The organism is Microcoleus sp. K1-B1 (genome assembly GCF_036704705.1).
Taxonomy (GTDB): Bacteria; Cyanobacteriota; Cyanobacteriia; order Cyanobacteriales; family Microcoleaceae; genus Microcoleus.
The window spans coordinates 23,110-38,321 of sequence record NZ_JAUBSH010000066.1 but is presented as its reverse complement, the minus strand read 5'-3'; the positions used below and the strand labels follow the sequence as shown (position 1 = coordinate 38,321).

Sequence of the window (15,212 nt, the reverse complement as noted above, 5' to 3'; positions counted from 1 at the left end):
CTATCCTTGCTCTTCGCTGTGCTTATCTCAATGGTCAACTTTCAATTTGATGTATTTGCCAAACTGAGATGCACCCCTCCTATTTGCTTTGCCAGACTCAGTTGTAGGGATTTTTCTTTATGAAATTGGTATGCCTGCCAGGAATTAATCCAGCGAGCCGGACAAGCTTGCATTAGCGATCGCACTGTACTCATGGAATCGTTCAATGCAACTTGCTGTTGATTAGCATCTTTTAAAGGTGCAACGCCAACACCGGAAAAATTGCGCCAAAAGACACTGTGAATATCTTGAAAATTTAACTGGCGACCTCCGGGTAGCGTCAAGCACCCTACCAAGGTATCAGGTTGCCAAGACAGACGTAACTGTCTGGGAAACAGATAGGTATCTAAATAATCTACTTCTGCACCGGCTTGGGTGAGAGCATCTTTTATATGAGCAGCATGAGCATCAGAATCATTACCCAGAATTAAAATGTTCATGGGAAATTTGAAAGTTAAAAATGTGCTAAAATCAAGTACAAATATGAAAAGTCGCATCACTTTTGTTGAGAGTGTTGCAACTTTTTATAGATTGAGAAAAAACCTCTAATGAGGCTAAATGTTTGAAAGTCTGATTACAGAAACAATCGGAATAGTTCAGGAATTAGGCAGAATCTCTACCATTGTCGGCACGAATGAGATTACCAATAAATAGGGCCTCCACCGCCTTCAAACCAAGCTTTCGTGTAAGGTCCTCCACCCTCTTCACCTATAGCCAGAGTGGTCACCGGAGGGTCAATGGGAATAGGCTTGGGAGGAAATCCTCCTCCTCCTTCACTTCCCGGACAGGGAGCTGAGATACAGTATATCTCACCACCACCTTCTTCACCTAGAGCTAGAGTGGTAGCCATTAATCCACCTCCGATACGGGTGGCCTGTTCATCAGTTAGCGTCTCTTCAAAATCCAAATCAATTGCTTCGAGATCAGCAATATCTAGATCAAAAGGATGATTCATAAAATTATCCTACTTGAGTAAAAGATTAGGCTTGTTTACCCATAATCTAAATCAAGAGGATGAAGTGATGTTGCCATTTTGGCACGTTTCAAAGTAAGTAATGTAACTGATTATAACTGTCAGTTAAAAAATGTTAAGCTGACTCTAGCGGAGCCATTGTCAGTCCCGCACGGCTTAATTGCATATGATAAAGTTCTGCTTGCTCTTGCGGGCCAACCCAGACGGTGGCCTGGCCTTCGTGGTGGATTTGGTTGGCGAGTTTCCAAGCTCGATCGCTAGTCATCCCTGGAATGTATTTCGTCAAACATTCCACAACGTGCTGAAATGTGTTGAAATCGTCGTTGAGGACTATTACCCGATAGTTGGGATAAGGTTTGCGGGTAACTTGACTCGATCGAACGGGTGCTATGGTTGGTGAAGAGGTCATCGCGCGAACAGCCACTAAAACTACAAAATTCGTAAAATAGTTACCTCTAAAATTTTAACACAATTTCAGATTTTTTTAACCCCTACTTGGTATTTTGATCCGCTTCGGGGTTTATTTTTACCACCGGGCTCTGCGTTAAACTTCTCCAGAAACTGTGGGGATTAGGGGTTAGGTACCCTGCTCCCCATTGACAGGCTTTTCTGGAGAAATCTATGGCACCGCGCCGATTACACTAAAGTTAACACTCGATTGAGATCAGAAGTGTCGCCGTCAGAATACGCTTGCACCAGAAGTTGCTTTAAATCTTCAATCAGCGGATAGCGGGGGTTCGCTCCGGTACACTGATCGTCAAAAGCTCGATCGGCCATTTCCTCAACGCGAGCAAAGAAGAAATCATCACTCATTCCCTGACTGGCGATCGCCTCCTGAATCGTGCTAGGAATATCTACCTGACGCTTCAGATCTTCCACGGCTGCGATCAACTTCTCCACTTTCTCGTCTTCTGTATCACCGCCCAAATTCAGATAGTCTGCAATTCGAGCATAACGCCACTTGCTGTTAGGATACTTGTTTTGAGAAAAAATCGCTTGTTTGAACGGAACATCCGTTGCATTGTAGCGAATGACATGGGAAATCATCAGCGCATTCGCTAAACCGTGAGGGACGTGGCAAGTTGCACCTAATTGGTGAGCAATTGAGTGACAAACCCCCAGAAAAGAGTTGGCAAATGCCATGCCGGCGATCGTAGCAGCATAATGTACTTTCTCCCGCGCTTTCGGATCGTTAGCACCATTTTTGTAAGCGCTGGGCAGGTATTTAAACAGCAAACGAATCGCTTCTAAAGCCAAACCATTTGTATACTCAGAAGCCAACACAGAAACATAAGCTTCTAAAGCGTGGGTTAGCGCATCAATGCCGCCGTAAGCAGTCAGTTTCCGGGGCATATTCAGCGTAAGTTCTGGATCGACGATCGCCATACTCGGAGTCAGAGCATAATCTGCAAGCGGATACTTAATCCCCGATCGTTCATCCGTAACAACCGCAAAAGGTGTGACTTCCGAACCCGTTCCCGAAGTAGTTGGAATTGCCACCATAATTGCCTTTGAACCCAAAGGCGGCAGTTCGTATACCCGCTTGCGAATATCCATAAACCGCATCGCCAATCCTTCAAACTCAATTTCTGGATGCTCATACATCAGCCACATTACTTTAGCAGCATCCATCGGCGAGCCACCACCAAAAGCAATAATCACATCTGGATGGAAACTATTGCAAATTTCTAAACCTTTGCGAACAGTAGCAAGGGAAGGATCGGGTTCCACATCATAAAATGTGTAGTGATCGATGCCGATTTCTTCCAAACTCTCTGTGACTTCCTTAGTCAATCCCAATTCAAACAAAGGTTTATCCGTCACAATCAAAGCACGTTTCTTACCTGCAAGATCCCTCAAAGCTACAGGAAGACAACCCGACTTAAAATAAATCTTAGGAGGAATGCGGAACCAGAGCATATTCTCGCGCCTTTCTGCTACGGTTTTGATATTCAGCAGGTGATGGGGTGTCACGTTGACAGAAATCGAATTATCGCCCCAGCTACCGCAACCGAGGGTAAGGGAGGGATCGAGGCGGAAATTGTACAAATCGCCGATCGCACCTTGAGAAGAAGGCGTATTAATCAGCACCCGCGAAGTCTCTAGTTTGCTTTCAAAATAACGAATGTGCTTCTGATTGTGCGGAGCGGTGTAGAGCACAGAAGTATGTCCGTGTCCGCCAAAAATTATCAGCGCTTCAGCTTTGTCTACTGCTTCGGTAAAGTCCTTGGCGCGATACATGGCGAGAATCGGCGAAAGTTTTTCACAAGCAAAGGGTTCTTCTTTACCAACCGCATCCACTTCTCCAATCAAAACCCTGATGTTTGACGGCACTACAAAACCCGCAATCTGCGCCACTTTTTGTACCGATTGTCCGACTATTTCGGCATTCAATCGACCATCAATTAAGATTACCTGCCGCACTTTTTCTCGTTCTTCAGCATTGAGGAAATAAGCACCGCGCTTGATAAATTCCAGTTGCACGGCATCGTACACCTCATCCACAACAACTACCGATTGTTCCGAAGCACAAATCGTGCCGTTGTCGAAAGTTTTGCTGAGCAAAATTGAGCTGACAGCCATTTGGATGTGGGCGGTTTCATCGATGATGGCGGGAGTATTTCCTGCGCCGACACCGAGGGACGGATGCCCTGAAGAGTAGGCTGCTTTTACCATTCCCGGCCCGCCAGTTGCCAAAATTAGTTTGATATCGTGGTGCTGCATCAAAGCTTGGGAAAGTGGCACAGTTGGCTCATCAATCCACCCAATAATATCCGGTGGTGCGCCGGCTGCTACAGCAGCATCGAGGAGGATTTTTGCCGCCGCAGCCGTGCAGGATTTGGCGCGGGGATGGGGCGAAAATATAATGCCATTTCTCGTCTTGAGAACGATTAAAGACTTAAAGATGGTGGTGGAAGTCGGGTTAGTTACAGGCACGATTCCCGCCAGCACTCCCACGGGTTCGGCAATGCGTTCGTAGCCAAAATGCCGATCGGACTCGATGATACCGCAAGTCTTGTCGTTTTTATATTTGTTGTAAATCATTTCCGAGGCAAAATGATTTTTGATTGCCTTATCTTCGATGACTCCCATTCCCGATTCTTTGACTGCTGCCTTGGCTAAGGGAATGCGGGCGGCATTAGCGGCTAAAGCTGCTTGCTTGAATATGCGATCGACCTGTTCTTGAGTGTAGGTGGCAAACTCAGCTTGGGCTGCTTTTACTTTTTGAATTAGCACTTCTAATTCATCTAAATTGGTAACTTTCATGTTATTTTTCCTGATGTTTATTTCGGGGAAATTATTGCCTCAATCTTTGATTAGTAGAAAACCCGCAGATCTACGCCCATAATTTCCAGATTGTTTGTGACTTGTGAACGCGGTCTTTTAATTATTATATACCGCTAGCTCCGATCGCATTGACGCCGCGACTGCGAAAAATATCAACTGTTTGTTGCACGAGTTCCGGTGAAGCGGGAGGTGTATCCTTGAGTTCGTAATCCAGTTTTAATTGCTCCCATTTGTATTCTCCCATTTTATGAAATGGTAATACTTCGACTTTTTCCACATTGTTCAGATTGGCAATAAACTCCGCTAATTTTTCTACGTTTTCGATGTGATCTGTGAGGTGAGGAACTAGAACGAAGCGAATCCACGTCGGTTTGCCAATTTCGCTGAGATATTTGGCCATTGCTAAAGTAGGCTCGATGGAAACGTTGGTGACTTTGTAATACAGTTCGGGAATGTAGGATTTGATGTCCAATAAAACCAGATCGGTCATTTCCAGAACAGGTTTAGCAACTTCTAAAACACAGAATCCTGATGTGTCCAGCGCTGTATGCAAACCGATTTGATGACAGCGGGTAAAGATTTCTCTGACAAAATCCGGCTGCATCAACGGTTCGCCGCCGCTGACTGTAACGCCTCCTTTCCGTAGGTAGGATTTACATTTTGTAATTTGCTCGATTAAATAATCGACGGTTACTTCTTTACCATCGTGGGAATCGCGACAGTCGGGATTGTGACAGTACAGACAGCGTAACGGACAGCCTTGGGTGAAGACGATAAACCGGATTCCGGGGCCGTCTACGGTACCAAAAGTTTCGATTGAATGAATGCGACCAATTCCAGACATTTAATTTGCTGTTTGTTGGTGGGAATTTTGAGAGTAGGGAGGAGGGAATCTCGGTGGTAACTTAAGCCTGGAAACTTGCGGATTTTTCGTTTGGTTGCTGAGGCTCGATCCCCCTAAATCCCCCTTAAGAAGGGGAGTAGGGGTTGACTTTGAGAAGTGGACGGTTCCCCTTGAATCCCCAGATAGTCGGGGGAATTCAAGAATACTCTTGTTCCCCCCTTCTTAAGGGGGGTTAGGGGGGATCTGGCCTCATGGTTCAACAGCGAAACTAGACAAAAAAAGACTTATGCAGAACCAATTATGTAGGCGCTTCTTGAGTCCCCCTCAGCTCGGACTTCGTTTGACAAGAAGCGGTTGAAACCGCCGAGTTTTTTCTGCTGGGATTTAGACACGTTCGTGGAAAGTCCGTTTAATCACATCTAATTGCTGTTCGCGGGTAAGTTTGATGAAATTGACCGCATAACCGGAGACGCGAATTGTTAGCTGGGGATAGTTTTCTGGATGTTCCATCGCATCTAGTAATGTTTGCCGATCGAGCGCGTTAACATTGATGTGATGGCCGCCATCGTGGAAGTAGCCGTCTATAAGACTAACTAGGTTATTAGTCCGATCGCTCTCCATTCTGCCCAAGGCCTGCGGTAGAATCGAAAAAGTATTCGATATGCCATCTTGACAATCACTGTAAGGCAGTTTCGCTACAGAAGATAAGGATGCGATCGCCCCACAGGAATCTCGGCCGTGCATCGGGTTAGCACCGGGAGCAAAGGGTTCGCCGGCTTTACGTCCGTCGGGAGTGCTACCAGTTTTTTTGCCGTAAACTACGTTAGAGGTAATTGTGAGTACCGATTGAGTCGCTACTGCGCCGCGGTAGGTTTTGTGCTGGCGAATTTCGTTCATGAAGCTTTGCACGAGTTCGATGGCCAGACTGTCTACGCGATCGTCATTATTGCCATATTTGGGATATTCTCCTTCGATCGAGTAATCTATTGCCAAACCTTGCTCGTTGCGAATCACCTTAACTTTAGCGTGTTTAATCGCCGAGAGCGAGTCCGCCACCACAGACAATCCGGCAATTCCGCAGGCCATTGTCCGGTAAACATCGCGATCGTGCAGTGCCATTTCCAGGCGTTCGTAGCAGTATTTGTCGTGCATGTAGTGAATGACATTCAGCGTATTGATATACGTTTTTGCCAACCACGCCATCATGTCGTGGAACCGCGCTCTTACCTCGTCATAATCGAGATATTCGGTAGTAATCGGTGGGAACTGCGGCGCGATTTGGTCGCCGGACTTCTCGTCTTTACCGCCGTTAATCGCATAGAGCAAAGTCTTAGCCAAGTTAACTCGCGCGCCAAAAAATTGCATTTGCTTGCCAATTCGCATCGCGGAAACACAACAGGCGATCGCATAATCATCGCCGTATTGAGGACGCATCAAATCGTCATTTTCGTACTGAATTGAACTCGTGTCGCTGGAGACCTTCGCACAGAATTGTTTAAAGTTTTCCGGCAAGTTTTCCGACCACAACACGGTGAGATTTGGTTCGGGTGCAGTACCGAGGTTTGACAGGGTGTGTAAGAATCGGAAACTGTTACGAGTTACCAATGTTCTACCGTCATCGCTGATACCGCCGATCGCCTCTGTTACCCAAGTTGGATCGCCTGAAAACAGATCGTTATAATCGGGAGTTCGCAAAAACCGCACCATGCGGAGTTTCATCACAAAATGGTCGATCAGTTCTTGCAATTCTTGTTCTGAACTCGCGCCACTTTGCAAATCGCGCTCGAAATAAATGTCTAAAAACGTCGATACGCGGCCGAGAGACATCGCTGCCCCGTTTTGTTCTTTCACTGCTCCCAAGTAGCCAAAATACACCCACTGGACAGCTTCTCGTGCATTTGCCGCCGGACGGCCAATATCAAAGCCGTAGCTAGCAGCCATTTCTTTTAACTCAAACAATGCCCGAATTTGCTCGGATAACTCTTCGCGCAAACGAATTGTTCCCTCGTCCATCGCCTCTAGTTCGAGTGATTCTTGCTGTGTTTTTTTATCATCAATTAGGCGATCGACACCGTACAAAGCAACGCGCCGATAGTCACCGATGATGCGCCCACGTCCGTAGGCATCGGGCAAACCTGTGATGATACCAGAACGTCTCGCCAGACGCATCGAGCGCGTGTAAGCATCGAATACACCATCGTTATGAGTTTTGCGATATTTCGTAAATATTTCTTCTGTTTGCCGATCGAGCTGATAGCCGTAAGCTTCTAAACCTGCCTTGACCACGCGAATCCCGCCAAAGGGCATAATCGCGCGTTTCAAAGGTCGATCGGTTTGCAAACCTACTATTTGTTCTAAGTCGCGATCGATGTATCCTGCTGCATGAGCCGTGATAGATGTGGGAACTTTTGTATCAACATCCAATACACCTTTTTCGCGCTCTTGCTTCATTAATTCCAGAACTTTTTGCCAAAGCTGCTGGGTTTTTTCTGTTGCTGCTGTGAGAAATTCTGCATTCCCTTCATAGGGGGTGTAATTTTTTTGGATGAAGTCTCTAACGTTGACTTCGTTAGTCCAGTTGCCTTCAGTAAAGCCGTGCCATTCTGCAAACATAGCTTGCTTTCACCTCAATTTTTTGTTAGCGATCGATCTTTTCTGCTTCGACCACTACATCTAGTATATATTTAATTTCAATATTTTAAATACCCAGTTCGCTATTTGTTACAAAAATTGACTTGCTAATTTACGGGGAAGAATTAAGATAGATAGTAGGCAGAACATCCTCGTGAATTGTTGAGGAAGCTCTGACCAAAGGGGTTCCCGAACTAACACTTTGACAACCCAACTGTTGTTTAAAGGCGGGCGGGTCGGAAACGCGCAATGAGATTTTTTTTTTCAGGAACCGCGAACACCTGCAGAAGATGAAGAAAAAGCAGAAAAAAAGTAAAAAAAGAGTTGGGATTGGATGCGGTAGTTATCGAAAGCAGAGCAATATTAATTGCTGATTAATTGAAGTAGGGTATTATGCAGATAAATTCAAGAAATCAAAGCACTGCGAGCGATCCGGCTCACGATATTTGGAAAGAACAGCGTCATCCGCTCGATCGGATTTTTAGGCCTCGCTCCGTGGCTGTAATCGGCGCAACAGAGAGAGAAGGAAGCGTCGGACGAACTCTCCTGTGGAACTTGATTCGGAATCCGTTTGGCGGAACAGTTTTTCCGGTGAATCCCCAGCGCCACAGCGTCTTGGGACTCAAGTCTTATCCTGACATTGCTAGCGTCCCGGAAGTAGTGGATCTGGCGGTGATTGCTACGCCTGCTGCGGGGGTGCCACAAGTGATCCGCGAATGTATCGCTGCTGGGGTGAAAGGAGCAATTATTGTTTCTGCTGGCTTTAAAGAGATTGGTGCGGCTGGGGAGGCTTTAGAACAGCAAGTTATGGCCGAGGCGCGTCGGGGCGGAATGCGGATTATCGGCCCAAATTGCCTCGGCGTGATGAATCCTGTGCTTGGGCTCAATGCTACTTTTGCGGGTACGATCGCCCGTCCGGGTAATGTCGCCTTCATCAGTCAAAGCGGCGCCCTCTGTACTTCGATCCTAGACTGGAGTTTGGGAGAAAATGTCGGTTTTAGCGCCTTTGTATCGATCGGCTCTATGCTTGATGTCGGTTGGGGCGATCTGATCGAGTATTTCGGGGACGATCCCCATACTCACAGTATCGTTTTGTACATGGAATCTATGGGTGATGCTCGATCGTTCCTGTCCGCCGCCCGCCCAGTGGCGATCGACAAACCGATCATCATTCTCAAGGTAGGACGTACCGCCGCCGCCGCCCAAGCCGCCGCTTCCCATACGGGAGCTTTGACCGGCAGCGATGACGTGCTTAACGCTGCTTTCCGCCGCTGTGGCGCGTTGCGCGTACATACGATTTCCGATTTGTTCGACATGGCAGAAATTCTGGCCAAGCAACCGCGACCGCAGGGCAACCGCCTATCGATCGTCACCAATGCAGGAGGCCCAGGGGCGATCGCCACTGATGCCTTAATTAGCGACGGCGGTGCCCTGGCAGATTTGGCACCGGAGACGCTGCTGCAGCTTGATGAGTTTTTGCCACCTCAGTGGAGTCATCACAACCCGATCGATATTTTGGGCGATGCTAGTAGCGATCTTTACGCCAAAACTCTAGAAGTGGTCGCTCCCGATCCCAATAGTGACGGATTGCTGGTCATCCTAACGCCACAAGCGATGACAAATCCCACCCAAACCGCAGAAAAACTCAAGTCTTACAGCAAACTCGGAAAGCCCTTATTAGCAAGCTGGATGGGTGGCGTGGAAGTGTCAGCGGGAACGCAAATTCTCAATCAGGCAAATATTCCGACTTTCCCTTATCCCGATACCGCCGTCAGGTTATTCAACTATATGTGGCGGTACAGCTACAACCTGCGCGCTATCTACGAAACGCCATCTCTCCCCGCTGATTGCGAAATCGAGACTTCCGGGTGTGCGACTGCTGCCAAAATTTTGACTGCCGCCCGCCAAAATAATCGCACTTTATTAACCGAGTACGAATCAAAACAGTTGCTGGCAGCTTACGGCATTCCCACCGTAGCGACAGAAATTGCAGCGAGTGCGGCCGAAGCTGTAGAAATTGCCGATCGCCTCGGCTATCCTGTGGTGCTAAAACTCCATTCTGAGACGATTACTCACAAAACTGAGGTGGGGGGCGTCCAACTAAATTTAAGCGATGCTAAGGCTGTAATTAGTGCTTTTGAGGGGATATCCGATCGAGTACGGGCGATCGATCCGGCAGCGTTTCTCGGCGTGACAGTGCAGCCGATGGTGCATTTGGAAGGCTATGAACTAATTTTGGGTAGCAGTATTGACCCACAATTTGGGCCGGTGATGCTGTTTGGTTCCGGCGGACAATTAGTGGAAGTCTTTCAAGATCGATCGCTGGCACTTCCGCCTTTAAATACCACCCTAGCGCGGCGGATGATGGAGCAAACGCGCATCTATAAAGCTTTGCAAGGAGTGCGCGGGCGATCGGCAATTGACTTGGTACAACTCGAACAGTTATTAGTTCGTTTCAGTCAACTGATTGTAGAGCAACCTCAAATTGCCGAGATTGATATTAATCCGCTGCTGGTTTCTCCTGAAGGTGCGATCGCTCTTGATGCCCGTGTTGTTCTCCAGACAACGGAAAACCCCATTTCACCCGCGATTCGCCCCTATCCTACGCAATACGTTCAAACCTGGTCAACTAATGGCGATCGTCCCCTCACGATCCGTCCGATTCGTCCAGAAGATGAGCCGCTGATGGTGCTGTTCCACGAAGAACTTTCCGAAGAGAGCGTGTATTTGCGCTACGCTCACATGGTAAAGTTAAAGCACCGCATCGCTCACGAACGTTTGACCCGGATTTGTTTTATTGACTACGATCGGGAAATGGTGTTAGTAGCCGATCGTCAAGACCCAGAAACCTCAGAACACCGGGTTTTGGGAATAGCGCGTCTGAGCAAACTCCACGGTACAAACCAAGCCGAATTTGCCCTCATCGTTAGCGATAGCTATCAGCAGCGCGGTTTGGGAACAGAATTATTGAGGCGGCTGCTGCAAATTGGTCAGGAAGAGAAATTAGAGGCGATCGTTGGCTACATTCTCAATAGCAACTACAAGATGCAGAGCCTGTGTAAAAAACTAGGATTTGAACTCCAACCAGACCGAGGCGAAGGAATGTTGAAAGCTGTATTTGTTTGCTAATAGCAAGTTTGGTTAAATAATATCAATTCCGGCGACCCCGGAATGATATCAAATCCGCGTTTCATCGTCCCAAGCGAGTTGAATCGAGCTGCCAACAAATATTAGAGCAATTTTCAGTTTTTTGATTCACAGTCAACAGTCAACCGTCAACAGTCAACTCGAATTTACTATTCCGATGCTAACGGATGTGATATTAGTCCTCACTATAGCAATCCTAAATCAGTTTCAATAACTGGTTAACTGGTTCCCAAGCTCTGCCTGGGAACCAATGTCCAGAGGCTCTGCCTCGGCTGCGACAATGGAGGCAGAGCCTCCGGATATGCGTTACCAGGCAGAGCCTGGTAACGAGTATAATCATTTAGGATTGCTATACAAACTTTATAGGTTTGTAGTGAGGACTTTAGTCCTCAAACTCAGATAGATGCTACTAAGCCGCAGCCAAATTTGCTGCAGCGAAATCCCAGTTAGCCAAATTATCCAAGAAATTGGTAATGTAGTCGGGACGGCGGTTTTGGAAATCCAAATAATAAGCGTGTTCCCACACATCCAAAGTCAGCAACGGAGTTTGGCCGTGTGCTAGCGGGGTGTCGGCGTTAGCTGTTTTGGTGACTTTCAAAGTGCCGTTGTCCACAACCAGCCAAGCCCAGCCACTACCGAACTGAGTTGTCGCAGCAGTCTTGAATTCTTCTTTGAATTTGTCGAAGCTACCGAAGTCAGCGTTGATTTTGTCAGCTAAACCTCCTGTCGGAGTGCCGCCGCCGCCCGGTTTGAGAGAATTCCAGAAAAAGTTGTGGTTCCAAACTTGACCTGCATTGTTGAAAATGCCGGCTTTGGATGGGTCTTTAGCAGATTCCTTGACAATTTCTTCAAGGGATTTGCTTGCCATTTCAGTCCCTTCAATCAGTTTATTCAGATTGGTGACGTAAGCAGCGTGGTGCTTGTCGTGGTGGAACGAAAACGTGTTGGCCGACATATGAGCTGGTTCTAGGGCGTCAGCGGCGAAGGGTAATGGTGCAAGTTCAAATGCCATGGTGTTCAATCCTCTCTGGATTACTTTGGGTTTTTCGGTTGACTTTCCGGCTTTTGTATGATTAAAGCCGAGACTCACTAGCTTGAGTTTATCAAGCTGTGGTAAATAATTCTTTACAATTTTCCTATTTTATAGCAGTTGCAGCATTTTAGCATTCAGACTTCTATTTTTTAGATATCAAAGCTACTTATTGCAGGCATCAGATAGCATAAACTCTCACTAAATGTCAAGCCACCCTGGAGGCAAATAAAAGTGTGTGTGAAATTGTCAACCGATCGAAATTTTATGAGACTGATAAATAGATTAAACCTGTAAATTGTCAAAGATTAACCTAAGTTCAATTAAGCTGTAAGAAAGTCAAACAAGTTGCAGCATATGTCAATGGAAAAGCGTTTAAACAACTCGTCGAGTAACCCCCCTCAATGGTTGAATTTGCAATTAATCGTCACCGGTCTGGAAACAGTCCAAGACTTAATTGTAATTTCCCTATGTATTGGTTTGTTTTGTTTCATGGTGCTAGAACTGCGAGAAATGTTCTTCTCACTGCTGCCTCCTTTGAATTTCCAGGAAGTCACGGCAGATATTTTATTTCTATTAGTTTTAGTGGAATTATTTCGGCTGCTAATTATTTACTTGCAAGAAAAAAGAGTTTCGATCGGCGTAGCTGTGGAAGTTTGTATTGTATCAGTTTTGCGGGAAGTGATAGTGCGGGGAGTGCTGGAAACTCCCTCGGTTCAAATATTATCAACAGGCGCATTTTTGCTGGTTTTGGGAGTGTTGTTGGTAGTCCGAGTTTGGTTGCCACCAACCTTCGAGGGAATTGACCCGGAACGCCGAATGGCTAGCAGAAAGAGAAATTTTTCAGACAATGAATCTTCTTCCGCATCTGTTGCAGCCAATAGCAAGTTGAATTCTCATTGAATATGGCATGACAGGCGATTTTAGATTTTAAATTTACTCTGATATTGCTTGTCACGTTACCAGCCATGATTTCCCGTAAAACTGAAATGTTGCACCCTTGTCAAGAACGGGCAAGATGCCCGTTCCACACAGAGTAGATTTTCTTGTAGGGTGGGCTTTCCTGCCCACCCAAAAAAGGATTATTGAGAATGGTGCAAGATGTGAGGTGAAATCAACCTGATAACGTTTGCAGTTAAGACTACATTCCTCTGAAAATACAGAGGAATGTAGTCTTAACTACAAAGACAAGCTTCATCAGTCATTCCCAATTATTCAAATCTAAAATCTAAAATCTAAAATCGTATTACCCGTTAGCCTGCAATTGGGCCAAACGAGCCAACACTTCTTTAGAATGAATCGCCGGATTAATCTTCACAAAAGTTTCGCGCAAAATACCTTCAGGGTCAATAATAAAACTGTGTCGCGCCGAGATAAAACTCATCCAAGAACCGTAAGCTTTACTCACTTTACCATCCGTATCAGCTAACAGCGGAAACTTCAAACCTTCCGAATCGCAAAATTCCGCGTGGGAATCGACATCATCAGCGCTAATACCGATAATTTGAGTATTCTTTGCCAAGTATTTTGGCAAGTCTTCCTGAAATCTCCGCGCTTCGATCGTACATCCCGAAGTAAAGTCTTTCGGATAAAAATAGACTACCAGCCACTTACCACGATAATCGGACAGGGACACTTGTCCGTCGCCGCTGTTTGTCGGCAAACTAAAATCCGGTGCTGGTTGATTCACCGCCGGAAGCTTACCACCGAGAGCCAATGCAGGTGTGGCAAAATTGAAACTTAGAACAACTAGACAAATTGCCAATAAAGTGCTAAAAAACTTGCGACGGGACATCATAAATTTTAGAAGTAGAACTGTACTTAAGACAAGTTTACAGTTTTCTGATTAAATGGGTAAGGGCAATTCGCGGATTGCTTCTAAAACCCAAATATCACTCACTCAAATAGCAATTTACCCATGAGCGCTGCACTCCCGTTAACAGGCAAAGCTATAGTAGTCCAGGTAATTAACGGTCAACCCGTTGTGATCGAAGTAGACGGCACTAATGCCCCGATTACTGGAGGAAATTTTGTTGACTTAGTTGAACGCGGCATTTACGACGGGGTGATGTTTCACCGAGTTGTGCGCCAGCCAGAGCCTTTTGTGGTGCAAGGAGGTGATCCGCGCAGCAGAGATAGGACAATTCCAGCCAGTCAATTGGGAACGGGTAGTTTTATTGACCCGGATACCAATCAGCCGCGTTTTATTCCTTTGGAAATCAAGCCGCAAGGGGCCGCGCAACCTGTTTACAACCAAATTGTAACCCAGACGCCGCAGTTGCAGCACACTCGCGGGGCGGTGGCAATGGCTCGTTCTAATGCTTTGGATTCGGCTTCTTCGCAGTTTTATTTTGCTTTGGATGATTTGCCATTTTTGGACGGTAGTTATGCTGTTTTTGGCAATGTTATTGGAGGTTTTGAAACGGTGAATGCGGTGCAGCAGGGCGATCGCATTTCTACCGCAAAAGTTGTTCAAGGAATTGTTCCCAGTCGGGTTTCTAGCATCATTACCGATGTTAATGTACTCAACGATTTAATTAATACTACCAATTTCGTAAATCTATCTTTGCGAGCCCTCAGACTGTCAAACACCCCCAACAACTATCAAGTAACTTCCCAAGACTCTCAGCAAAATCCCAGCGGTGTAGTGGGAGGTAGCGCAAACGATCGCATCCTCGGTTCACCCACTGATGATGCAATTAATGGCAGCCAAGGTAACGATACCATCACTGGCGAAGTGGGCGACGACTTTCTCAGAGGCGGCAAAGGCAACGACTCGATTAGCGGCGGTGTTGGCAACGATATTATCAACGGAAATCTCGGCGACGATACTATCAATGGCGATGCTGGTAACGACTTTTTGCGAGGGGGCAGAGGAAACGATGTTTTAATCGGCGGCGATGGTAACGATGTTTTACTTGGCGATATTGGCAGCGATACTCTCACCGGCGGTGGCGGTACTGATACTTTTGTTCTGGTTACGGGTGAAAATCTGGAGTTGGATGGGGCGAGCGATATAATTCTTGATTTTAGGCCGGGAGATGGCGATCGTATTGGCTTAACCAGCCCTTTATCCAACACCTCATTCACCCAATCAGGCAGCAACACACTCATTCAATTTGGAGGAGTTACTTTGGCTGTCGTTCAAAATGCCACTCCTGCAGCAGTTCAAAATGCTGCTTTTGAAATTAACTTTTCTACTGCTTTCGTTGCCGATAACTTGCCTTCCAGAGACGCCGCCTTGAGTATTGGCTAACTTT

11 protein-coding genes are annotated in these 15,212 nt (G+C 46.5%); 3 read left to right on the top strand and 8 right to left on the bottom strand.

Annotation, left to right across the window (positions count from 1 at the left end; genetic code table 11):
- Positions 1-41: 41 nt before the first annotated feature.
- The 6 genes from QUA83_RS21290 to pflB form a co-directional block, all read right to left on the bottom strand.
- A complete protein-coding gene (locus QUA83_RS21290; RefSeq protein ID WP_333295641.1) occupies positions 42-479 on the bottom strand; it encodes an MvdC/MvdD family ATP grasp protein in 438 nt (145 codons plus the stop codon).
- Positions 480-679: 200 nt separating this feature from the next.
- Complete coding sequence (locus QUA83_RS21285; RefSeq protein WP_333295640.1) at positions 680-994, bottom strand: hypothetical protein; 315 nt, start codon at positions 992-994, stop codon at positions 680-682.
- A gap of 133 nt (positions 995-1,127) precedes the next feature.
- Entirely contained in the window at positions 1,128-1,421 is a 294-nt protein-coding gene (gene clpS / locus QUA83_RS21280; protein WP_015178834.1) for an ATP-dependent Clp protease adapter ClpS, read from the bottom strand.
- A 227-nt stretch (positions 1,422-1,648) separates the two neighbouring features.
- Positions 1,649-4,279 carry a bifunctional acetaldehyde-CoA/alcohol dehydrogenase gene (gene adhE / locus QUA83_RS21275; RefSeq protein ID WP_333295639.1) on the bottom strand — a complete coding sequence of 877 codons (2,631 nt, stop codon included), beginning with the start codon at positions 4,277-4,279 and terminating at the stop codon, positions 1,649-1,651.
- A gap of 124 nt (positions 4,280-4,403) precedes the next feature.
- Entirely contained in the window at positions 4,404-5,144 is a 741-nt protein-coding gene (gene pflA, locus QUA83_RS21270) for a pyruvate formate-lyase-activating protein (protein WP_333295638.1), read from the bottom strand.
- A 384-nt stretch (positions 5,145-5,528) separates the two neighbouring features.
- On the bottom strand, positions 5,529-7,757 hold the full coding sequence (gene pflB / locus QUA83_RS21265; protein ID WP_333295636.1) for a formate C-acetyltransferase: 2,229 nt from the start codon (positions 7,755-7,757) through the stop codon (positions 5,529-5,531).
- A gap of 411 nt (positions 7,758-8,168) precedes the next feature.
- Between pflB and QUA83_RS21260 the strand changes: the two genes are divergently transcribed.
- Positions 8,169-10,904 carry a bifunctional acetate--CoA ligase family protein/GNAT family N-acetyltransferase gene (locus tag QUA83_RS21260; protein ID WP_333295634.1) on the top strand — a complete coding sequence of 912 codons (2,736 nt, stop codon included), beginning with the start codon at positions 8,169-8,171 and terminating at the stop codon, positions 10,902-10,904.
- A 427-nt stretch (positions 10,905-11,331) separates the two neighbouring features.
- On the opposite strand, the gene QUA83_RS21255 is transcribed toward QUA83_RS21260, so the two are convergent.
- Positions 11,332-11,934, bottom strand: coding sequence for a superoxide dismutase (locus tag QUA83_RS21255; RefSeq protein ID WP_333295633.1), 603 nt, complete (start codon positions 11,932-11,934; stop codon positions 11,332-11,334).
- 381 nt (positions 11,935-12,315) lie between these two features.
- Between QUA83_RS21255 and QUA83_RS21250 the strand changes: the two genes are divergently transcribed.
- Positions 12,316-12,855 carry a phosphate-starvation-inducible PsiE family protein gene (locus tag QUA83_RS21250; RefSeq protein WP_333295632.1) on the top strand — a complete coding sequence of 180 codons (540 nt, stop codon included), beginning with the start codon at positions 12,316-12,318 and terminating at the stop codon, positions 12,853-12,855.
- 343 nt (positions 12,856-13,198) lie between these two features.
- Here the strand turns inward: QUA83_RS21250 and QUA83_RS21245 are convergent, their stop codons facing one another.
- Positions 13,199-13,750 (bottom strand): peroxiredoxin, encoded by a 552-nt coding sequence (locus tag QUA83_RS21245; RefSeq protein WP_333295631.1) that lies wholly within the window; start codon positions 13,748-13,750, stop codon positions 13,199-13,201.
- Positions 13,751-13,870: 120 nt separating this feature from the next.
- Here QUA83_RS21245 and QUA83_RS21240 point away from each other — a divergent pair, with 120 nt between their 5' ends.
- Entirely contained in the window at positions 13,871-15,208 is a 1,338-nt protein-coding gene (locus QUA83_RS21240; RefSeq protein ID WP_333295629.1) for a peptidylprolyl isomerase, read from the top strand.
- Positions 15,209-15,212: the final 4 nt, after the last annotated feature.